Origin of the sequence: Herbaspirillum sp. DW155, from assembly GCF_037076565.1 — a bacterium.
Classification (GTDB): Bacteria; Pseudomonadota; Gammaproteobacteria; order Burkholderiales; family Burkholderiaceae_D; genus Herbaspirillum.
The window spans coordinates 4,091,260-4,112,350 of sequence record NZ_AP029028.1 but is presented as its reverse complement, the minus strand read 5'-3'; the positions used below and the strand labels follow the sequence as shown (position 1 = coordinate 4,112,350).

The 21,091-nt window shown below is 62.5% G+C and carries 15 protein-coding genes and 1 other RNA gene; 10 read left to right on the top strand and 6 right to left on the bottom strand.

What is annotated here, in order from left to right; translation table 11 throughout:
• The first annotated feature begins 74 nt into the window (after positions 1–74).
• The gene (locus AACH55_RS18625) at positions 75–1,256 is read left to right on the top strand and encodes a pyridoxal phosphate-dependent aminotransferase (protein WP_338716137.1); all 1,182 of its coding nucleotides are present in this window, start codon (positions 75–77) and stop codon (positions 1,254–1,256) included.
• Between the two features lie 103 nt (positions 1,257–1,359).
• On the opposite strand, the gene AACH55_RS18620 is transcribed toward AACH55_RS18625, so the two are convergent.
• Positions 1,360–2,358, bottom strand: coding sequence for a lytic transglycosylase domain-containing protein (locus tag AACH55_RS18620; RefSeq protein WP_338716136.1), 999 nt, complete (start codon positions 2,356–2,358; stop codon positions 1,360–1,362).
• A 463-nt stretch (positions 2,359–2,821) separates the two neighbouring features.
• On the opposite strand from AACH55_RS18620, the gene ubiD reads away from it, so the two are divergent.
• Both ubiD and ffs read left to right on the top strand, forming a co-directional pair.
• Positions 2,822–4,306, top strand: coding sequence for a 4-hydroxy-3-polyprenylbenzoate decarboxylase (gene ubiD, locus AACH55_RS18615; RefSeq protein WP_338716135.1), 1,485 nt, complete (start codon positions 2,822–2,824; stop codon positions 4,304–4,306).
• A gap of 161 nt (positions 4,307–4,467) precedes the next feature.
• Positions 4,468–4,566, top strand: an RNA gene (ffs, locus tag AACH55_RS18610) — signal recognition particle sRNA small type.
• Positions 4,567–4,713: 147 nt separating this feature from the next.
• On the opposite strand, the gene AACH55_RS18605 is transcribed toward ffs, so the two are convergent.
• Positions 4,714–5,718 (bottom strand): glucokinase, encoded by a 1,005-nt coding sequence (locus tag AACH55_RS18605; protein WP_338716134.1) that lies wholly within the window; start codon positions 5,716–5,718, stop codon positions 4,714–4,716.
• Positions 5,719–5,894: 176 nt separating this feature from the next.
• Positions 5,895–7,676 (bottom strand): tetratricopeptide repeat protein, encoded by a 1,782-nt coding sequence (locus AACH55_RS18600; protein WP_338716133.1) that lies wholly within the window; start codon positions 7,674–7,676, stop codon positions 5,895–5,897.
• Positions 7,677–7,981: 305 nt separating this feature from the next.
• Here AACH55_RS18600 and AACH55_RS18595 point away from each other — a divergent pair, with 305 nt between their 5' ends.
• Positions 7,982–8,665 (top strand): fumarylacetoacetate hydrolase family protein, encoded by a 684-nt coding sequence (locus tag AACH55_RS18595; protein WP_338716132.1) that lies wholly within the window; start codon positions 7,982–7,984, stop codon positions 8,663–8,665.
• Between the two features lie 303 nt (positions 8,666–8,968).
• Positions 8,969–10,432 (top strand): DEAD/DEAH box helicase, encoded by a 1,464-nt coding sequence (locus tag AACH55_RS18590; protein ID WP_338716131.1) that lies wholly within the window; start codon positions 8,969–8,971, stop codon positions 10,430–10,432.
• A gap of 10 nt (positions 10,433–10,442) precedes the next feature.
• Here the strand turns inward: AACH55_RS18590 and gluQRS are convergent, their stop codons facing one another.
• Together gluQRS and AACH55_RS18580 are read right to left on the bottom strand one after the other, a co-directional pair.
• On the bottom strand, positions 10,443–11,327 hold the full coding sequence (gene gluQRS, locus AACH55_RS18585) for a tRNA glutamyl-Q(34) synthetase GluQRS (RefSeq protein ID WP_338716130.1): 885 nt from the start codon (positions 11,325–11,327) through the stop codon (positions 10,443–10,445).
• Positions 11,324–12,262 (bottom strand): LysR family transcriptional regulator, encoded by a 939-nt coding sequence (locus tag AACH55_RS18580; protein ID WP_338716129.1) that lies wholly within the window; start codon positions 12,260–12,262, stop codon positions 11,324–11,326. The genes gluQRS and AACH55_RS18580 overlap by 4 nt, the downstream gene beginning before the upstream one ends.
• A gap of 149 nt (positions 12,263–12,411) precedes the next feature.
• Between AACH55_RS18580 and AACH55_RS18575 the strand changes: the two genes are divergently transcribed.
• Positions 12,412–13,113, top strand: a complete 702-nt coding sequence (locus tag AACH55_RS18575; RefSeq protein WP_338716128.1) for a pirin family protein — start codon at positions 12,412–12,414, stop codon at positions 13,111–13,113.
• A 111-nt stretch (positions 13,114–13,224) separates the two neighbouring features.
• Positions 13,225–13,800, top strand: coding sequence for a flavodoxin family protein (locus AACH55_RS18570; RefSeq protein WP_338716127.1), 576 nt, complete (start codon positions 13,225–13,227; stop codon positions 13,798–13,800).
• A gap of 80 nt (positions 13,801–13,880) precedes the next feature.
• Here the strand turns inward: AACH55_RS18570 and AACH55_RS18565 are convergent, their stop codons facing one another.
• Positions 13,881–14,762, bottom strand: coding sequence for a sulfurtransferase (locus AACH55_RS18565; protein WP_338716126.1), 882 nt, complete (start codon positions 14,760–14,762; stop codon positions 13,881–13,883).
• Between the two features lie 220 nt (positions 14,763–14,982).
• Here AACH55_RS18565 and dnaE point away from each other — a divergent pair, with 220 nt between their 5' ends.
• From dnaE to msbA, 3 genes are all read left to right on the top strand, one after another.
• Entirely contained in the window at positions 14,983–18,441 is a 3,459-nt protein-coding gene (gene dnaE / locus AACH55_RS18560) for a DNA polymerase III subunit alpha (RefSeq protein WP_338716125.1), read from the top strand.
• Positions 18,442–18,505: 64 nt separating this feature from the next.
• Entirely contained in the window at positions 18,506–19,252 is a 747-nt protein-coding gene (locus tag AACH55_RS18555; RefSeq protein ID WP_338716124.1) for a glycosyltransferase family 25 protein, read from the top strand.
• Positions 19,253–19,319: 67 nt separating this feature from the next.
• Complete coding sequence (msbA, locus tag AACH55_RS18550) at positions 19,320–21,050, top strand: lipid A export permease/ATP-binding protein MsbA (RefSeq protein ID WP_338716123.1); 1,731 nt, start codon at positions 19,320–19,322, stop codon at positions 21,048–21,050.
• The last annotated feature ends 41 nt before the right edge of the window (positions 21,051–21,091 follow it).

Here is a 21,091-nt window from a genome sequence, read left to right as displayed (position 1 = left end):
AGCTCGCTTTCGGACGGCGCCGTGGTAACAGGCGCCGTCTTGTCGTTTTTGCCCATGTTGTCTGGAATTAGCGCATGAACCTGAACCAACTTGCTTCACGTCTGCAGCACATCGCTCCCTTCCACGTGATGGAATTGTCCAAGAAGGCCGACATATTGGCCGCGCAGGGCCGCGACCTGATCCACATGGGCATCGGCGAACCCGATTTCACGGCACCGCCCGCCGTGGTCGAGGCCGCTACCCGCGCCATGAGCGAGGGCAAGATGCAATACACCTCGGCCACCGGCCTGCCGGCATTGCGCACGGCCATCTCGGACCACTACCGCAGCGTCTACGGCCTGGAGATCGCGCCGGAACGCATCGTCATCACCGCAGGCGCCTCGGCAGCCCTGCTGCTGGCCTGTGCGGCGCTGGTCGAGCGCGACAGTGAAGTGTTGATGCCTGATCCCAGCTATCCCTGTAACCGCCATTTCGTGGCGGCCTTCGAGGGCCGCGCCAAGCTCATCGCCAGCGGCCCGGAACATCGCTTCCAGCTCTCGGCCCAGATGGTGCGCGAGCACTGGGGAGAACAGACGCGCGGCGTGCTGCTGGCTTCGCCCTCCAATCCCACCGGTACTTCCATCGCGCCCGATGAATTGCAGGCCATTCTTGGCGAAGTCCGCCAGCGTGGCGGCTTCACCATCGTCGATGAGATCTACCAGGGCTTGTCGTATGAAGGCGCGCCGTTCTCGGCGCTGTCGCTGGGCGAGGATGTGGTGGTCATCAACAGCTTCTCCAAGTATTTCAACATGACCGGCTGGCGCCTGGGCTGGCTGGTGTTGCCGCCGGCGCTGGTGCCTCAGGTGGAGAAGCTGGCGCAGAACCTGTTGATCTGTGCGTCCTCGATTGCCCAGCATGCGGCCGTGGCCTGCTTCACGCCCGAGACCATCGCCGTGTATGAAGCGCGCAAGGCCGAGTTCAAGCGCCGCCGCGATTACATCGTGCCGGCGCTGGAAAGCCTGGGCTTCACGGTGCCGGTTGTCCCCGACGGTGCGTTCTATGTTTACGCGGATTGCAGCGCGCTGTGCGACGACGCCGACCAGCTGAGCCTGGACATGCTCTACGAAGCCGGCGTGGTACTGGTGCCGGGGCTGGATTTCGGACCCTTCACGGCGCGCCGCTACATCCGCCTGTCCTATGCGACCTCGATGGAAAAGTTGCAGGAAGCGGTCGCCCGTCTGCGTGTCTTCTTCGACGCACGGCGTCAGGCGGCATGAAGCCCTGATCCTCTGTGCAGGCAAAAAAAAGGAGCCCGAGGGCTCCTTTTTTCATGCGTTCTGAATACCGGTAATATTCACATCGCAACACGCTTTGCTGTATTTACAGGGCAGCGAGTTGTTCTTCCGTCTTGGGCTTGGCAGCCGCGGCCACATTGTTGCTGGCCGGCTTGGGCTGCTCGGCGCTGGCCGAGACGCCCGAGGCTGGCGGCATCTTGACGGTCGCGGTGGTATAGATGGAGACGTTCTTGCCCATCGCCACTTCCTTCAGGTTCTGGTACTCCGAGAGCACCTTGATGCCATAGCCGCCATCATTGGCCATGTCCGCCGCGCCCACGTAGCTCTTCAGGCCGGCTTCCACCGAACCGCCACGGGTGACGTATTCCTTCAGGATCTGCGAACCGACGCGGATGTTGGCCACCGGATTCAGGGCTGCCTTGATGCCGCCCAGTTCCTGGAATTTATCGTGATGCACCTTGGCCATCACCTGCATCAGCCCCTGCGCGCCCATCGGGCTTTCGGCGAAGGGGTTGAAGCGCGATTCGATGGCGATCACCGACAGGATCAGCAGCGGATCGAGCTTGATGTCGCGGGCCGTCAGGTAGGCGGCCGAGACCAGCATGTCCGCCGCATCGCTGGCCACGCGATAGCGCTTGGCCAGCCAGTTGGTGACCAGCTTCTGCTGGCGCGGATTGCCAAGGAACTGGCGTTCTTCGGGCGACAGCGCCTGCGGGGCCGGATGGGCCGGCGCCTGCTGCACCGAGCTGGCTGCCGCTGCGCCGGCAATGGCGCTGACGGTGGCTACCGGTGCGGCAGGTGCCATCAGGTCGCCCAGCGCGGGTGCGGCGGGTGCTTCGGCTTCCTGGACCTCTTCGGTGGCGTCCGAGAAGGGCGACATGCTGATCAGCTTGTCGGCCAGCTCGGGATTGAAGAACATCAGGCCCAGAACGAACAGCGCGGCAAGGCCAAGAATCGTCAGCAGACGATGGGCGATACCGAAAAATTGAGCAATGCGTGCGTTCCCGGAGAGATTCCGGAAATTCACGCGGCGAACCATCTGCGGGGCGCCCGCTAAAGGCGCCTCGGAAGCTTGGTTGGACATTGAACCTCCTGCGTTATTGCGGCAAAAACAGGGCGCGCCTGGCCAAGAAGTGAAGACCAAACGGCTGAACTGTCGCTGCTGCAATCTCTTACGTTACCGTCGCAAGGCGTTACGGCAAGGCCATCCGCGAGGCCTGCTGGCCCTGCCGTCGGATGGCATGTTTCGGGGGGTAGGGCTGACGCCCTGGACACACTTCTTGAGTTGCTGGGACCCCGGATCCCTGGATACCTTGCTTGGCTCGACTGTTTTCGATCAAGCCTCTACGAGCCCACGGCTCACCTCTTCGGTTTAGAGTGGGCGAATTGTAGAAGCCACTTTATATCGAGTCAATACTATGAAAATAGTTCTTTATAACTTTTGTGTATCATATTGCGCATGGCCTTCCGTCAAAAATCAATAGAATCAAGCGTTTGCCGGGGTTACTTGAGCCGGCTGTGATGCAAAAAGAAATTTGTTAAAAAGTATGAAATACACCGATTTACGCGACTTTATTTCCCAATTGCAACAAAAAGGTGAGCTCAAGTGTGTCTCGCATCCCGTTTCCTCGCACCTGGAGATGACTGAAATCGCCGACCGTACCCTCCGGGCGGAAGGTCCGGCGCTCCTTTTTGAGCAGGTCGACCAAAAAAATATCCCGGTTTTAGCGAATCTTTTCGGTACTCCTCACCGTGTCGCCCTCGGCATGGGCGCCGAAAGCATCAGTGAATTGCGTCGCATCGGCCATCTGCTGGCGCGGCTGAAGGAGCCGGAGCCGCCCAAGGGCATCAAGGATGTGCTGGACCTGGGCGGGCTGGTGAAGTCGCTGTGGGACATGGCCCCGAAGGAGCGCGGTTCTGCCCCTTGCCAGGATGTGGTGTGGGAGGGCAAGGATGTGGACCTGTCGCGCCTGCCGATCCAGCACTGCTGGCCGGGGGACATTGCTCCGTTGATTACCTGGGGCCTGGTCGTCACGAAGGGGCCGCACAAGAAGCGCCAGAATTTGGGCATCTATCGCCAGCAGGTGTTGAGCCCCAACAAGGTCATCATGCGCTGGCTGGCCCATCGCGGCGGCGCGCTGGATTTCCGCGAGCACTGCATCGCCAATCCGGGCAAGCCGTATCCCGTGGTGGTGGCATTGGGGGCTGATCCCGCCACTATATTAGGGGCGGTCACCCCGGTGCCGGACAGCCTCTCCGAATACCAGTTCGCGGGCCTGCTGCGGGGCAGCCGCACCGAGCTGGTCAAGGCCGTGGGCAGTGATTTGCGCGTGCCGGCGTCGGCCGAGATCGTGCTGGAAGGGCATATCTATCCGGATGAAAAACATGCGTCGGGATTCGAGCATGCGCTCGAAGGTCCGTATGGCGATCACACCGGTTACTACAACGAGCAGGACTGGTTCCCGGTCTTCACCATCGATCGCATCACCATGCGGCGCGACGCCATCTATCACTCCACCTACACCGGCAAACCGCCCGATGAGCCGGCCGTGCTGGGTGTGGCGTTGAATGAAGTTTTCGTCCCCTTGTTGCAGAAGCAGTTTGCCGAAATCACTGATTTCTACTTGCCTCCCGAGGGATGCAGCTATCGCATGGCGGTGGTGCAGATGAAGAAATCTTACGCCGGCCATGCCAAGCGGGTCATGTTCGGGGTGTGGAGTTTCCTGCGCCAGTTCATGTACACCAAGTTCATCGTGGTGGTGGATGAGGACGTGGACATCCGCGACTGGAAGGAAGTGATCTGGGCCATCACCACCCGTGTGGATCCGGTGCGCGATACCGTGCTGGTGGATAACACGCCCATCGATTATCTGGACTTCGCCTCGCCCATCAGCGGCCTGGGCAGCAAGATGGGTATCGATGCCACCAACAAGTGGCCCGGTGAAACCAGCCGTGAATGGGGCACGCCCATCGTGATGAGTGACGATGTGAAGAAGCGTGTCGATGCGATCTGGAAAGACCTCGGTATCTAAGCAGGTCGGACGAGTAGGGCTGAGAGGCCCATCGCCCCAAGTGAAGCTTCAGGTAAAAAGCCGCGTAAATTGTTTAGGCAATTTGCGCGGCTTTTCACTTTCTGATGCACTGCAATGATTTCTCTGGCGGCCAGTGTGTGATCTGGGATACAATGCACCCCGGCGGGCCCCTGCGCATTGTGGCATGGTCAACCTGGTCAGGTCGGGAACGAAGCAGCCACAGCCATTTCCCGCAAGTGCCGCAGACAAGGCTCGCCTCTATTCTCTTTCTCTTCTGTTGTTCCGGCAGTTCTCTCCCCTTCTTGTTGTCTCGGTTTGATGCCTCAGCGTTTGCGCTTGTCATGGCCATCAAAAAAGGCTGAGGCGAACCCGTCGCATCAGCCTTCGCAATTTAGTTGCGGCAGAGCTTACTCATGCGGATCCAGCCGGTCCGCCAGGATCGCCGAGACACCCGTGAAGGCCGGATATTGCGCCGTGATGACATAGGTCGGAATGGCCTTGGTCAGCACCGACATGCGGCCCTTGTTTTCAAAACGCGTGCGGAAGGGCGAGCGCGCGAAATAGTCACCCAGATGCGGCACCACGCCGCCACCGATGTAGACGCCGCCCAGCGCACCGAGAGTCAACGCCAGGTCGGCCGCGACGGTGCCCAGCATGCTGCAGAACAGGTCCAGCGTTTCCTGGCAGACGGCATCGCCTTGTTTCAACGCGCCGTCCACGATCTCGGCGGCCTTCAGTTCGGCAGCCGGATGGCCATCGATGGCCAGCAGCGCGCGGTGGATGAATTCCAGCCCAGGACCGGAGACCAGACGTTCGGCCGAGACATGCTCATGGAACTGCCAGGCATAGGCCAATACCGCCGCTTCGCGTGCGTTGGCCGGGGCGAAGGCGACATGGCCGCCTTCGCTGGCCAGCGGCAGCCAGTGCCCATCGCCGCGCACCAGTCCGCCTACCCCCAACCCGGTGCCAGCGCCGACCAGTCCGACCGGTTGGCCCGATTTGGGTGCGCCGCCGCCGATCTGCTGCAGCTCATCGGCGCGCAATTGCGGTACCGCCATCGACAGCGCCGTGAAGTCATTGACCACCAGCAGCAGATCAAAGCCCAGCAGCTGGCGTGCCGCTTCGATGGAGAAGGCCCAGTCGTGGTTGGTCATCTTGATCTGGTCGCCTTGTACCGGATTGGCGATGGCCACTGCGGCATGCCTGACCGGGGGCTGTCCGGCCAGCTTCAGGTAGGCCTGGACGGCATCGGTAAATTGCGGGTAGTCGGCACCGCGCAGAACCTTCACTTGTTCTATATGCCCAGCTGAAGTTTCCAGCGCGAAACGGGCGTTGGTGCCACCGATGTCGGCCAGCAGGCGCGGACCGCCGGCGTGGGGCGGCTTGTTCGGGGAGGGCGTCGGGGCTTGCATGGTCTGTCCTTGTTTTCTTCATGCCGGCAGGCGGCAGGGCGCGTGGCCGTGCCGCCTGTGCAATTGCAATGGAGTTGGGCTGCTTCTGCTTATGCGCTACAGGATATGAGGCAGGTCGGCGCGCCAGGTTCCGGCGGATGAGCTGATCATCCGCATCGGCGCGCATGGTACCAGCATCAGGCCAACTGTTGTAGCAAGGCGCTGCGCACCTCGGCGATCACGTCGCTCCAGTCCCCGCTCTGGCTCTGGCGGAACAGGCGCATGGACGGATACCAAGGCGTATCGCTGCGCTCAAGCTGCCAGCGCCAGCAGGTGTTGACGCGGTTGAGCAACCACACCGGCTTGCCCAGCGCGCCGGCCAGGTGGCAGACCGCCGTGTCCACGCTGATGAGCAGATCGAGATTGGCGATCAGGCCGGAGGTGTCGGCAAAGTCCCGCAATTGGCCAGAACAATCCTGCACATGCGCCGCCAGCGGATCGGCGCGCAGCTGCGCCAGGGCCGCCTCGCCGACCTGCACCGAATAGAACTCCAGTTGCGCGTGCTCGCGCGCCAGCTCCACCACCGGGGCCAGCGCATGGAAGGGCAGGGAACGTTCGCCATCGATGCGCACCGCATCCGGATGCGTCTGGGCGGAGCTGCCAGCCCAGACCAGGCCGACCCGCAAGGCGCGGTTGTGCGGCAGGCGCTGCAGCCAGCCGGCCCAGGCGCCGGCTTCCGGCAGCAGATAGGGGGCACGCGGGATATCGGCTTCGCTGAAGGACTTGCAGGCCAGCGGCAGGCTCATCAGCGGGCAGTGATAGTCAAAGCCGGGCAGCATGAAATGGTCGCTGCCGATGACTTCGGCGGCGCCCGGCACCTTGGCCAGCAGGCGCACCAGCGCCGGCTGGACTTCGAGGATGACGCGCGCGCCCATGGCCGCCACCAGCGGCAGATAGCGCACGAACTGCAGGGTATCGCCAAAGCCTTGCTCGGCATGGACCAGCAGGGTCTTGCCCTGCAGCGATTGTTCACCCAGCCACAGGGGCTGCAGGAACTGGCGCGCCTGGGAGCGCATCTGTTCGGTGGCCCAGCGGCTTTCATAGGCGGGCCAGCCTTGCGCGAAGTCACCCTGGCGCAGTTTCACCAGCGCCTCGTTCCAGGCGGCCGAATTCGTATCGGGCTTGAGTGCGCGGGCGCGGCGATAGCATTCGGTGGCCTCGTCGAAGCGATACAGCTGCTCCAGCGTGGAGCCGCGATTGAACCACAGGTCCGGTGAGCTATCGTCCAGTTCCAGGGCGCGGTCATAGGCGGCCAGGGCCTCGACGGGCCTGAGCATCTTGAAAAGCACGAAGCCGCGGTTGGAGTGGGCTTCGAAGAAGTCCGGTTGTACCTCCACGGCGCGGTCATAGGCGCGCAGCGCCTGGTCGAGCTGGTAGCTGTCCTTGCAGGTATTGCCGAGGTTGAACCAGGCTTCGATGAAATCGGGACGCAGTGCCACGGCGCGCTCGTAGCTCTCGCGTGCATCACCATAGGCGTAGCGCTCGTGCTGCAGATTGCCCAGCTGGAACCAGGCATCGGCATTGTCGGGGGCCAGCGTCACGGCCCGTTCCAGATCGGCCTGCGCTTCTGCGTTCAGCTGGAGACGCCGCAAGGCGGCGCCACGGGCCAACAGGGCCTCGGGGAAGGCCGGGTTGTGCGCCAGGATCTGGGTGTAGCGCTCCACGGCTTCGGCATCGCGGCCCAGGTGGACCAGGGCGCCGGCGTGGTCGAAATAGGTATCGGCATGTTCGGGATTGAGTTCGATCGCCTTGGCCAGTTGGGCTTCGGCTGCTTCCCAGTCTTCCTGGTGCAGCTTGAGCATGCCATAGAGATAATTGGCCTCGAAATGGCGCGGCAGCTTCACCAGCACCTTCTTGTAGAGATCCTCCGCCGGTCCCAGCTTGCCTTTCTGATGAAGTGCCAGGGCTTTTTGCAACAAGATGAGTGACGCGTTTGCTTGCGGATGCATGGAAGTAGTCGATGTGAGAGAGAAGTGCCGACAGGATCGGAGTGTGGCAAGTGTCCCAAATTCGCGCCGTTTCTGTCAGCGGATTACCGGGGCAATCGCCCTCCAATTGCGCGCTATGACTGGGCGGCCGGCCTGCGGGAAGGGCGCCAGCGGGGCCGGCGCTTTTCTTTTACACTACCGTGACATCAGACAACTGATGCGCCAAGCCGGCACCGACCGGTTCTTCATCCACCGCATGCAGGCTGCATGCATGTCGCCACCACGGAGTCTTCCCGATGAGTTTCGCCATTCCCGCCCCCGCCCAGGCCACTGTTGCCGTGCTTGGCGGTGCGCCCTTCCCGGTTCGCCGCATCTATTGCGTGGGCCGCAACTATGCTGCCCACGCCCGCGAAATGGGCCATGACCCTGACCGCGAGCCGCCGTTCTTCTTCATGAAGCCGGCCGATGCCGTCGTGCCCACCGATACCGTGCTGCCTTACCCGACCGCCACCGCCGACTACCACCACGAGATCGAACTGGTGGTGGCGCTGGCCAAGGGCGGCCGCGACATCCCGGTGGAACAGGCGCTGGACACGGTCTATGGCTATGCCGTCGGCCTGGACATGACCCGCCGCGACCTGCAGGCGCAGGCCAAGAAGCTGGGCCGTCCCTGGGACATGGCCAAGGGCTTCGACCAGTCCGCCCCCTGCGCACCGCTGGTGCCGGTGGCCCAGGCCGGGCATCCGGACAAGGGCGCCATCTGGCTCAAGGTCAACGGCGAAGTGCGCCAGCAGGGCGATCTCTCAGACCTGATCTGGAACGTGGCCGAGACCATTTCCTACCTGTCCGGCCTGGTCGAGCTGTTCCCCGGCGACCTGATCTATACCGGCACCCCCGAAGGCGTGGGGGCGGTGGTCAAGGGCGACCACCTGCAGGGCCACGTGGATGGCTTGCCGGACCTCAACATCACCATCGGCTGACCTGGCCGGCGAGCAGGGCGCCGCAGCCGGTTGCTGCAGCGCCCGCCGGCCTGTCATTCCGGGCGGAAACCAAACTGTCATGAAGCCGGCAGCGATGCGGCGTATAATACGGAGTTCCGGGCAGTGTTTGTGCCGGCCCGGTCAGCATCGTTGGCATCATCCGAAGCGCCCGGCCGAGCAGGTTTGGCCGGTTCGCCCGTAACACCTCAACACAGAAAGCAATCAGAACCCGTGCGCATGCACGCCATGCACCGGAGCCGCCTGGCGGCTGCCGCGGCGCTGTCGCACCGTTCGCAATAAACCATGTCCGACACCACGTCCGCGTCCGCAGCACCGGCTGCACCTGCCGTCCGCTTCGAAGATTTCGGCCTTTCGCCCGATATCCTCAAAGCCCTGGCCGAACAAGGCTACGTCCACCCGACTCCGATCCAGGCCCAGGCCATTCCCGTGGTGCTGCAAGGCCGCGATGTGATGGGGGCGGCCCAGACCGGCACCGGCAAGACCGCCGGCTTCTCGCTGCCGATCATCCAGCGCCTGCTGGCGCACGCCAGCCACAGCGCTTCGCCGGCCCGCCATCCGGTGCGCGCCCTGATCCTGACCCCGACGCGCGAACTGGCCGACCAGGTGGCGGACAATGTGAAGGCTTATTCACGCTTCACCCCGCTGCGCTCTACCGTCGTCTTCGGCGGCGTGGACATGGCTCCGCAAACCGCGACCCTGCGCGCCGGCGTTGAAATCGTCATCGCCACCCCGGGCCGCCTGCTGGATCACGTGCAGCAAAAGACCGTGAACCTGTCGCAGACCCAGATCCTGGTCATGGACGAAGCCGACCGCATGCTGGACATGGGTTTCCTGCCGGACCTGCAGCGCATCATCAACCTGCTGCCCAAGCAGCGCCAGAACCTGCTGTTCTCGGCCACCTTCTCGCCCGAGATCAAGAAGCTGGCCGCCAGCTTCCAGAACAACCCTGTGACCATCGAGGTGGCGCGCAGCAACGCCACCGCCGAAAACGTCACCCAGACCATCTACAAGGTGGAGGAAGCCGCCAAGGCCGATGCAGTCAGCTTCATCATTCGCCAGCGCGAACTGAAGCAAGTGATCGTTTTCTCCAATACCAAGATCGGCGCTTCGCGCCTGGCGCGCACATTGTTGGCCGAGGGTGTGAAGGCTTCTGCCATCCACGGCGACAAAACCCAGTCCGAGCGCATGGCCGCACTGGAGTCCTTCAAGCAAGGTCAGATCGAAGTGCTGGTCGCCACCGACGTGGCCGCACGCGGGCTGGACATCGCCGAGCTGCCCTGCGTGATCAACTATGACCTGCCCTACAACGCCGAAGATTATGTGCACCGCATCGGTCGCACCGGCCGTGCCGGTGCCTCGGGTGATGCCATCTCGCTGTTCTGTGACAAGGATGAGCGTCTGCTGGTCGATATCGAAAAGCTGATCAAGAAGAAATTCGAGCGCGCGGAACTGGCCGGCTTTGCACCGCGCATGCGGGCCGATCGTGGTGAACGTGGCGAGCGTGGTGAGCGTTCGGAACGCGGCGAGCGCGCTGAGCGTGGCGACCGTAGTGATCGCGGTGAGCGCAGCCGTGGCAGCCGCGACGGGGCCGCGCCGTCGGGCCGACGTGAAAAGGTCGATCCCTGGTTCCTCAAGCCCTATGAGCCCAGCGCCACCGAGACCGTCTCCACCAAGCCGGAGTTACCCAAGAACAACCGTCCCAAGCCCAAGGTCGCAGCCTTGCTGGGCGGCATCCCCAAGCGCTGATCCCGCGCTGTCAGTGAGGACCGAAACGCGCTCGCCAGGCGGTGAGCGCCAGGGTCCAGAAGCCCTCGCGGTCCTGCGCCGCGCCCGTCTCCAGTCCCAGGAAAGCGGCCGCCTGCTGCAAGGCCAGCAGCGGCTGGCTCAGGTCCAGTGCCTGGGCGCCGTTCTGCTTGGAAAACTTCTCCCCCATCGCATTCATCAAGAGCGGCACGTGCAGGTAGCGCGGTGTCGGATAGCCCAGCAATCCTTGCAGATAGATCTGCCGCGCCGTCGAGTCCAGCAGGTCGGCGCCGCGTACGATGTCGGTCACGCCCTGCTCGGCGTCATCCACCACCACCGCCAGCTGATAGGCCCAGAAGCCATCGGCCCGCTGCAGCACGAAATCTCCCACTTCCGTGGCCAGGTGCTGAGCTTGCGGTCCCAGCCAGCGATCCGTGAATCGCACCAGCTCGCCCGCTTCGCCAGATTCCGGCACGCGCAGCCGCAGCGTGCGTGCCTGCTTGCCGGGCGCCAGGCCGTGACGGCAGGTGCCGGGATAGAGCGCGGCGCCATCGCTGGCCGTTCCGACCCGTGAATCGGCGATTTCCTTGCGGCTGCAGCCGCAGGGGTAGGCCAGCGCGCCTAAACGCTCGCGGGCCAGCTGGTAGCGCGCCTTGCGCTGGCTCTGCACCAGGATAGGACCGTCCGAGTGCATGTCCAGCGCCGCCAGGGTGGCGATGATGTCATCGGCCGCGCCGGCAACGGTGCGGGTCTCATCAATATCTTCGATGCGCAGCAGCCAGCGGCCCGCGTGCACGCGCGCATCCAGGTAGCTGGCCAGCGCCGCCACCAGCGAGCCGGCATGCAGGGGCCCGGAAGGCGAGGGTGCAAAGCGGCCAACGTAGGCGGAGCGGCTCACGGCTGCTCCCGCAGCGGGACCGGACCGATCAGCGACTGCCGCACATGCGGCAGCGCCAGGTGCTGGATGAACCATTTGAGCGACTTGCCCAGTTCGGCCTTGGGCCAGGCGACCATGAAGTTGTCGCTGGGTTTGGTCGCCAGGGTCTGCTTTTCCACCAGCGCGCCCGTGGCCAGGTAGGGCTCGGCCCAGATGCGCGGCAGGTGGCCGCAACCCAGGCCGGCCAGCTGGGCTTGCAGCTTGTCGGCCACGGTGGCCACCGTCAGCGTTTCCTGGCCCGACAGCAGGCCCATGGTCAAGGTGGGCAGGGACTGGCTGTTGTCTCCCACGGCAATGGCGCGGTGGCTGCGCACCAGTTCGGCCGACAGCGGTTCGGTGGCCGAGGCCAGCGGGTGCTGCGGTGCCACTGCAAAGACCCACTCCACCGCCCCCAGCTCCTGCATCTGGAAGCGCCCGCTGGTGCGCACCACTTCCGGCCCGTCCAGCGTCACCCCGATGACCAGGTTGGCGCGGCCTTCAATGAGTTTTTCCCAGGCACCGGTCAGCACCCCGGGCGTAAAGCGCAGCCGGGTGCCGGATTGTTCGCGGTCGAAGGCCTCGATGACCGGCAGCATCTTGTCAAAGGGAATCAGGCTGTTGAGCACGATGTGCAGCTCGGTCTCGCGCCCGGTGGCGGTGCGCTTGACGCGCTGCTCCAGGTCGTTGGCGGCCAGCAGCAGATGGCGGCCTTCCTGCAACAATTGCAGGCCCGCCGGTGTCAACTGAGCCCGGTGGCCGCGCCGGTCGAACAGGAGCACGTCCAGGTCATCTTCCAGCTTGCGCACGCTGTAGGTCAGGGCCGAGGGCACCCGGTCCAGCGCCACGGCGGCCGCGGCAAAGCTGCCCTTGCGGTCGATCATGTCGAGGATCAGCAGGGATTCCAGGGTCAGATTCACGTCTTGCTCCGCTTGTTTAAATTTTTTGAATGAACACTACGGATTTTAGACCTTATCTGTCCAAAAGTTAGCCTCTATAGTGACGCCATCGACAAACATTTTGACTAAATCAATTCCGGTTTGGTCTCACTCAAGAAAGAGGTGTTGACATGATGGAACTTCGCAAAGCGAACGATCGTGGCCACGCCAACCACGGTTGGCTGGATTCGTATCACAGCTTTTCCTTCGCGGACTACTATGATCCCAAGCATATGGGCTTCGGCCCCTTGCGCGTGATCAATGAAGACCGCGTTGCTGCTGGCCAGGGCTTCGGTACGCACGGCCACCGTGACATGGAGATCATTTCCTATGTGCTCGAAGGTGAACTTGCGCACAAGGACAGCATGGGCAATGGCAGCGTGATCCGCCCCGGTGACGTGCAGCGCATGAGTGCCGGCACGGGCGTGCGCCATTCGGAGTACAACCATTCCCAGGACGGCACCACCCATTTCCTGCAGATCTGGATCATGCCGGACCGCGCCGGCGCCGAGCCGGGTTACCAGGAAGCGCATTTCTCGGCCGCCGACAAGGACGGCAAGTTGCGCCTGGTGGCCTCGCGGGACGGCCGTGATGGCTCGGTCAGCATGAATCAGGATGCCCAGTTGTATGCCGGCCTGTTCGACGGCGCCCAGCGCGCCAGCTATACCCTGCCGCAAGGCCGCCTGGGCTATGTGCACGTGGCCCGAGGCAAGGTCAGCGTCAATGGCCAGGCGCTGGAAGCGGGCGATGCCGTCAAGCTCAGTGCGGTCGACCGCATCGAGATCGGCAGCGGCGAGAAGGCTGAGGTTCTCTTGTTCGATCTGCCGCGCTGAGCACTTCAGGGCCGGCAGGACAGTTTGCAGTTGCCAGTAGCAGGTCCGCCGGTACCGATCACACCGGCGGTTTTTCCGCATCACTTCACTCTCTAGAGAAGGAAATTCGTCATGACCAAAGTTGCCATCGTCTACCACTCCGGCTACGGCCACACCAAGAAGCTGGCTGAAGCCGTGCAGGCCGGCGCTGCCGGCGTCGCCGGCGCCAATGTCGAGCTGATCGCCATCAGCGCCGAAGGCACCATCACCGATGAACAATGGGCCAGCCTGGATGCGGCCGACGCCATCATCTTCGGCTCGCCGACTTACATGGGCAGCGTGTCCTGGCAGTTCAAGAAATTCGCCGACGCCTCCTCCAAGCCCTGGTTCAGCCAGAAGTGGAAGGACAAGATCGGCGCCGCCTTCACCAACTCGGCCACCATGAACGGCGACAAGCTCTCGACCCTGCACTACCTGTTCACGCTGGGCATGCAGCACAGCATGATCTGGGTCGGCACCGGCCTGATGCCTTCCAACAGCAAGGCTGCCCAGCGCAATGACATCAACTTCGTCGGTTCCTTCTCGGGCCTGATGGCGCAAAGCCCGTCGGACTCCTCGCCGGAAGAAGGCCCGCTGCCGGGCGACCTGGAAACGGCCAAGCTGTTTGGCGCCCGCGTGGTGGAAACCGCAGCCAGGTTCAAGAAGTAAGCTTCACTTATTTTGCTGCAGATGTGAAAAAGCCGGCCTCACAAGGGCCGGCTTTTCTCGTTGCCAGGACGCTGTGCCGCTCAGGCCGCAGCAGAGCTGGCTTCTTGCGCTGCACGCTGCCGGGGCGCGCAATGCGGGCAGGATTTGCCCGGCACGTAATCCGGCGACAGCTGTTCGCGTGGGGTGACCACGGCGCGGCAGGCGAAGCATTGTGCGGTCTGGGTTTCCTTCAACTCCGGGCTCAGGGCGGTGCGATAGTCGAAGACGAAGCAGTCGCCGTTGTAGTGCGCGCCGCCGACGTCCTCGAAATACTTCAAGATGCCGCCTTCGAGCTGGTAAACATGGTCATAGCCGATGTTCTGCATGTGAATGGCGGCCTTTTCGCAGCGGATGCCGCCGGTGCAGAAAGTCACCACGGTCTTGCCCTCGAAATCGGCCTTGTGTTCTTCGATCACCTGCGGGAATTCCGTGAACTTGCTGATGCGGTAATCCACCGTATTTTCAAACGTTCCCACATCGACTTCGAAGCCGTTGCGGGTATCCACCATCACCACCGGACGGCCTTCGTCGTCATGGCCCTGATCCAGCCAGCGCTTGAGTTCCTTCGGTTCCACGAAAGGCGCGCGGCCCAGCTCCGGCTTGATCAGCGGATGCTTCATGGTGATGATCTCAGGCTTCAGTTTGACCAGCATGCGGGTGAAGGGCTGCTTCTCGGAATAGCTTTCCTTGACGGTGATGTCGGCAAAGCGCGCATCGGCGCGCAGCCAGGCCAGGAAGGCGTCGATTTCATGGCGCAGTCCGGCCAGGAACAGGTTGATGCCTTCCGGACTCAGGATCACGGTGCCACGAAGATTGTTCTTTTGGCAAATTTCCAGAAAAGCGGGACGCTTTTCGGCGGTGTCATCGAAGCTGACGAATTTGTAGGCGGCGATGTTGACGTAGGGGGTATCGGGGGACTGCATGATGTCGTGCTCAACTCTAAGTCTTTGAATCGTCAGCATTATAACCGTGCGGTCCGGCTGGCCGCAGTTATTTGGCGGGTGCGTGAGGCTTCTCTGATGCAGATCAAGGCAAGTTCGCGGGAGCACGCGTTCGCGGCAGGTGTAAAGTCTTTGCAATCCCCCACAAATTGCCATCAATCGGAATCGGTCAGGCTCGCAAGCTCCGGTAAAATGGCGCCCTATGACTACCCCGCAATTTGTACACCTCCGTATGCACTCGGAGTATTCCATCGTGGACGGCCTGGTGCGTATCGACGACATCGTGAAGGCTGCCGCCAAAGATGGACAGGCCGCCCTGGCGGTGACCGACCTCGCCAACCTGTTCTGCATGGTGCGTTTTTACAAGGAAGCGCGTGGCAAGGGGGTCAAGCCCATCGCCGGCTGCGATCTGTGGATCACCAACGATGCCGACCGCGAAAAACCCTTCCGCTTGCTCGTATTGATCAAGAACCGTCATGGTTACTTGCAGTTATGTGAAGTATTGTCCCAAGCCTGGCTGAGCAACCAATACAAAGGCCGCGCTGAAGTACGCATGGAATGGCTGGACGCACTGCGCCACCAGGACGGTGGCAACGGCCTGATCGCCCTGTCCGGGGCCGGCATGGGCGACATCGGGCAGGCCATCGACAATGGCAACCTGGCCCAGGCCGAAGCCTGCGCGCGCCGCTGGTCCGAGATCTTCCCGGGTGCCTTCTACCTGGAGCTGCAACGCGCCGGCCAGGCCAACATGGAACTGCAGGTGCGCCAGAGTGTCGCCCTGGGCGCCAAGTTGGGCCTGCCTTGCGTGGCCACGCACCCGATCCAGTTCCAGCGTCCTGAAGAATTCATCGCCCACGAAGCCCGCACCTGCATCGCCGAAGGCGAGATCATGGCCAACGCGCGTCGCGTGCGCCGTTTCAACGAGCAGCAATACTTCAAGTCGCAGGCCGAGATGGCCGAGCTGTTCGCCGACCTGCCCGGTGCGCTGGCCAATTCGGTGGAAATCGCCAAGCGCTGCAACCTGGTACTGCAACTGGGCAAGCCGCAATTGCCGGACTTCCCCACGCCCGACGACATGAGCATCGACGAGTTCCTGGTCGCCCAGACCAAGGCCGGGCTGGAAGTGCGCCTGAAGGAACTGTTCCCCGACGAAGCCGAACGCGAGAAGCAGCGCCCGCGCTATGAAGCGCGCCTGGAGTTCGAGAACAACACCATCATCAAGATGAAGTTCCCGGGCTACTTCCTGATCGTGGCCGACTTCATCCAGTGGGCCAAGAACAATGGCGTGCCGGTCGGTCCCGGCCGGGGTTCCGGTGCCGGCTCCCTGGTGGCTTACTGCCTGCTCATTACCGATCTGGACCCGCTGCGCTACAACCTGCTGTTCGAACGTTTCCTGAACCCGGAACGCGTCTCGATGCCCGACTTCGACATCGACTTTTGCCAGGAAGGCCGCGACCGCGTGATCCAGTACGTGAAGGATCGCTACGGCAAGGATGCGGTCTCGCAGATCGCCACCTTCGGTACCATGGCCGCCAAGGGCGCGGTGCGCGACGTGGGCCGGGTGCTGGACCTGGGCTACAACTTCTGCGATGGCATTTCCAAGCTGATCCCCTTCAAGCCGGGCAAGCTGGTCACCCTGGCCGACGCCATCGAGGAAGAGCCTCTGTTGAAGGAGCGCCTGGAAAACGAGGAAGAGGTCAAGCAACTGATGGGCCTGGCCCAGCAGGTCGAAGGCATTGCCCGCAACATCGGCATGCACGCCGGTGGCGTGCTGATCGCGCCCGGCAAGCTCACCGATTTCTGCCCGCTCTACACCCAGGGTGGCGATTCCGGCGTGGTCTCGCAATACGACAAGGACGACGTGGAAGCCGTCGGCCTGGTCAAGTTCGACTTCTTGGGCTTGACCACGCTGACCATCCTCGACCGGGCGGTGCGCTACATCCGCATGCTCGATCCGGCCATGGCCGATTTCGACCTGGCCAAGCTGCCGCTGGATGACCGGCCTTCTTACGAACTGCTGACCAAGGCCAAGACGGTCGCCGTGTTCCAGCTGGAAAGCCGCGGCATGCAAGGCATGCTCAAGGATGCGCGTCCCGACCGCTTCGAGGACATCATCGCCCTGGTGGCGCTGTATCGTCCCGGCCCGATGGACCTGATCCCCGACTTCTGCAAGCGCAAGCACGGCGAAGCCTTCGACTATCCTGACCCGCGTACCGAGGGCATCCTCTCCGAGACCTACGGCATCATGGTCTATCAGGAGCAGGTGATGCAGATGGCGCAGGTGATCGGTGGCTATTCGCTGGGCGGCGCCGACCTGCTGCGCCGGGCGATGGGCAAGAAGAAGGCCGAGGAAATGGCCAAGCACCGTGAATTGTTCCGCGAAGGCGCGGCCAAGAACGGGCTGGATCAGACCAAGGCCGACGAGATCTTCGACTTGATGGAAAAGTTTGCCGGCTACGGCTTCAACAAGTCGCACGCGGCCGCCTATGCGCTGCTGTCCTATTACACCGCCTACCTCAAGGCCCATCACCCCGCCGCGTTCATGGCCGCCAACTTGTCGCTGGCCATGGAAGACACGGACAAGGTGAAGATCCTGATCGAGGACTCGATCGATATCTGCAAGCTGGCCATCCTGCCGCCGGACATCAACAAGTCCGACTACCGCTTCATGCCGGTGGGCGAGCCGGGCAAGAAGGCCACCCAGATCCGCTATGGCCTGGGCGCCGTCAAGGGGGCAGGGCAGAACGCCATCGAAGCCATCCTGGAAGCGCGCAAGAGCGGCCCCTTCAAGGATCTGTTCGACTTTGCCAAGCGCGTGGACAAGAAGCAGATCAACCGCCGCACCATCGATTCGCTGATCCGCGCGGGCGCCTTCGATTGCTTCAAGGTCGATCGCGCCATCCTGCAGGCCTCGGTCAACCTGGCCTGGGAAAGCGCCGAGCAGGCCGAGAAATCGGCCAATCAGGTCAGTCTCTTCGGTGGCGACGACAGCGATCTGGAAGCACCGCTGGAATACGTGCAGGTGCCGGCCTGGAGCGACAAGCAGCGCCTGACCGAAGAGAAGGGCGCACTCGGCTTCTATCTGTCCGGCCACCTGTTCTCGGCTTACGAAAAGGAAGTGCGCCGCTTCGTGCGCACCAAGATTGCCAGCCTGGAACCCTCCTGGGAACCGCGCAGCCTGGCTGGCATCATCACCGGCGTGCGGGTGCAGATGACCCAGCGCGGCAAGCTGGTGATCTGCACGCTGGACGATGGCACGGGCGTGATCGAGGCCACGATCTACAACGAGCTGTTCGAACCCTTCAAGCACCTCATCAAGGAAGATGAATTGCTGGTGGTGTCGGGCAAGGTGTCGGAAGACCGCTTCAATGGCGGCCTGCGCGTGGCGGCCGACAAGGTGATGGACCTGGGCGCGGCGCGCATCCAGTACGGTGTGCGCATGGTGGTGTCGATCAACAAGGCGGTCGATCCCAATCACCTGCGCGACACGCTGGCCGCACATCGTCAGGAGCAGGGCCTGCCCTTCGTGATGAAGTATCGCCAGGCCGATGCCGCGTGTGAGGTGATGCTGGGCGACGCCTGGCGTGTCAATCCCAGCGACAGCCTGCAATCGACGCTGGTGGCTTCCTTCGGCAAGGAAGCGGTAGTGGTCGAATACTGACGCAATCTCTCATGACTAATAAATTCATTACTATTCGGGGTCGACATCAATGGCAGTAAGCAGAATGGAGATCGTGGTCATTTCGCTGGTCGAATGCCACGAACGCCGGCGTCATGTCAGCGAGCAATTGGCGCGGGTGGGCGCCGAGTTCAGGTTCTTTGCGGTGGAACGCTTCAAAGAATATCCGGCCAGCTATGATCGTGCCGCGCGCTGGAGGATTCATGGCAATGACCTCAATCTCTCCGAGGTTGGCTGTTACGACAGTCATTACCGGGTCTGGAAAGCGTTGCTCGCTTCGCAGGATCAGATGTGGTGCGTGCTGGAAGACGACGTGGATATCCATGAGCATTTTGTCCCGACGCTGCAGGCTATCGCCAGCAGCTCCGTACCATTCGGCTTCATGCGACTTGCCGATGATGGTGCGGAGGATTCCTGGCAGATCGCGCGCTTGCCCAACGGCAGTATCATCAAGGATCATCGGAAGCAGCCCTTTGGCATGCAAGGCTATGTGATCCATCGGGATGCCGCAGCTGTCCTGGTGGAGCATGGTCGCAACATCATCTATGCCGTCGATGACATGGTCAGCCGTACCTGGGAGCATGGCGTCAGGGCGCTGTCGGTGACGCCTTCCGTGGTACATCATCGAAACGATCTGCTGGGTACAACGATCGGCAGAATAAAAGCAAAACGTACTCTCTTGCAAAAACTCAAGCGCGAGTTCTACATGGCCCGCGACAGCCTGAACAGCCATCTGCATGCCTGGCGGCGGCGCAGCGCGCAGCCTGGGAATGATGCGCCCCCTCGGGCCTGAGGCGGTGGCGTATATGCTGCGCTGACATCCGGCGACGGCGTTTTTCTTTTATTGGATTTGGTTTCGCATGAAGGTTTCACCCTACATCAAACGGCTGATCGAGTATCACCGTCCCTATCAGAATCGCCTCATCCTGGCGTTTCTCGGCATGCTCGTCACCGCCGCGACGGAGCCGGTCGTCGCCTACATCTTCAAGATTTTGCTGGATCATGGCTTTGTCGAAAGACCGACTTTCCCCTTGTGGCTGGTCCCGGTTGCCGTCATTGGTGCCTTTGTGGCGCGCGGGGCCTCGACCTTCCTGACCACCTACATGATGAGCTGGGTCTCGACCCGCGTTCTCAACGAGCTGCGGCAGACCATGTTCGATCGCATCCTGCATGTCGGTATCGATTTCACCTCGGTGAAGTCCACCGGCAGTACGATCAATTCGATCATGTTCGAAGTGCAGCAGATCATCGACATGGTGACCAAGATATTCATCTCCATGATCCGCTGCACGCTGACCATCGCCGGGCTGCTGGCGTATATGCTCTACATCAGCTGGTCGCTGACGATCATCGCCCTGGTGCTCATGCCGCTGATGACCTTCCTGGTGCGCCTGACCGGCAAGCGGCTCAAGCGGCTGAACAAGGATTCCCTCGTGGTCAATGCCGAACTGACGCAAGTCATCGAGGAAACCACGCGGGCCCAGCAAGTCGTGAAGATTTTCGGCGGGCAAGCCTATGAGCGGCGCCGCTTCCACGAGCGCGCCGAAAAGCTGCGCCGCTACAGCATGCGCATGGTGAGCGTGTTTGCGGCGACGGTTCCTCTGACCCAGATCATGACGGCCTGCGCCATGTCGGTGATGATCATGCTGGCGCTGATCCAGGCCAGCCACAACCAGATTACCGTAGGCGGTTTCATTTCCTTCTTCACGGCCATGATTGCCTTGCTGGCGCCGCTGAAGCAGCTGGCCGAAGTCAACGGCCCGCTGCAGCGGGGCATGGCGGCGGCCGAGGCGGTCTTCACGCTCATCGACAGCCCTGTCGAGCGCACCACCGGTCGCGAACTGGCTGCACGTTCGGAAGGCAACCTGCGCTTCGAGAAGGTCGGATTCCACTATCGGGAACAGGAACGCGCGGCACTGTCCGATATCAACCTCGACATTGCCGCTGGTCAGACGGTGGCCTTCGTGGGCATGTCCGGCGGTGGCAAGACGACGCTGGTGAACCTGATCCCCGGCTTCTACACGGCGACGTCGGGCCGCATCCTGCTGGACGGGGTGTGTATCGACGACATTTCCCTGACCAGCCTGCGTCGGCAGATCGCCATGGTCAGCCAGCACGTCGTCCTGTTCGACGACACCGTGGTCGCCAATATCGCCTACGGCGATGCCACTCCGGACCTGGAACGGGTGCAGGCAGCCATCAAGGCGGCCTATCTGGATGACGTGGTGGCCGGTCTGCCGCAAGGTGTGGAGACCCCGCTGGGCGACAATGGCAGCCGTCTGTCGGGCGGCCAGCGCCAGCGCATGGCCATTGCCCGGGCGATTTACAAGAATGCCCCGATCCTGATCCTGGACGAGGCGACGTCGGCCTTAGATACCGAATCCGAGCGGGCCGTGCAGGCAGCGCTGGATCAGTTGATGAAGAACCGCACGACGCTCGTGATCGCGCACCGCCTCTCGACCATCGAACGGGCTGACCGCATCGTGGTGCTCGCCGAGGGCCGCATCGTCGAATCCGGCAGCCACCAGGAGTTGCTGGAGCGGCAGGGGGCCTACGCCAATCTCTATCGCATGCAATTTGCCGGAGAGTGAAGTGAACATCAGCACTCTCATCCCAGCGCCTGCCAGCCGTC

Bases quoted from the DNA above. Each gene is read 5' to 3' on its own strand.
- AACH55_RS18620 (WP_338716136.1), bottom strand. From the start codon at position 2,358: ATGTCCAACCAAGCTTCCGAGGCGCCTTTAGCGGGCGCCCCGCAGATG.
- AACH55_RS18590 (WP_338716131.1), top strand. From the start codon at position 8,969: ATGTCCGACACCACGTCCGCGTCCGCAGCACCGGCTGCACCTGCCGTC.
- AACH55_RS18555 (WP_338716124.1), top strand. From the start codon at position 18,506: ATGGAGATCGTGGTCATTTCGCTGGTCGAATGCCACGAACGCCGGCGT.
- AACH55_RS18570 (WP_338716127.1), top strand. From the start codon at position 13,225: ATGACCAAAGTTGCCATCGTCTACCACTCCGGCTACGGCCACACCAAG.
- ubiD (WP_338716135.1), top strand. From the start codon at position 2,822: ATGAAATACACCGATTTACGCGACTTTATTTCCCAATTGCAACAAAAA.
- AACH55_RS18575 (WP_338716128.1), top strand. From the start codon at position 12,412: ATGATGGAACTTCGCAAAGCGAACGATCGTGGCCACGCCAACCACGGT.
- msbA (WP_338716123.1), top strand. From the start codon at position 19,320: ATGAAGGTTTCACCCTACATCAAACGGCTGATCGAGTATCACCGTCCC.
- AACH55_RS18605 (WP_338716134.1), bottom strand. From the start codon at position 5,718: ATGCAAGCCCCGACGCCCTCCCCGAACAAGCCGCCCCACGCCGGCGGT.
- dnaE (WP_338716125.1), top strand. From the start codon at position 14,983: ATGACTACCCCGCAATTTGTACACCTCCGTATGCACTCGGAGTATTCC.
- AACH55_RS18565 (WP_338716126.1), bottom strand. From the start codon at position 14,762: ATGCAGTCCCCCGATACCCCCTACGTCAACATCGCCGCCTACAAATTC.
- AACH55_RS18625 (WP_338716137.1), top strand. From the start codon at position 75: ATGAACCTGAACCAACTTGCTTCACGTCTGCAGCACATCGCTCCCTTC.
- AACH55_RS18595 (WP_338716132.1), top strand. From the start codon at position 7,982: ATGAGTTTCGCCATTCCCGCCCCCGCCCAGGCCACTGTTGCCGTGCTT.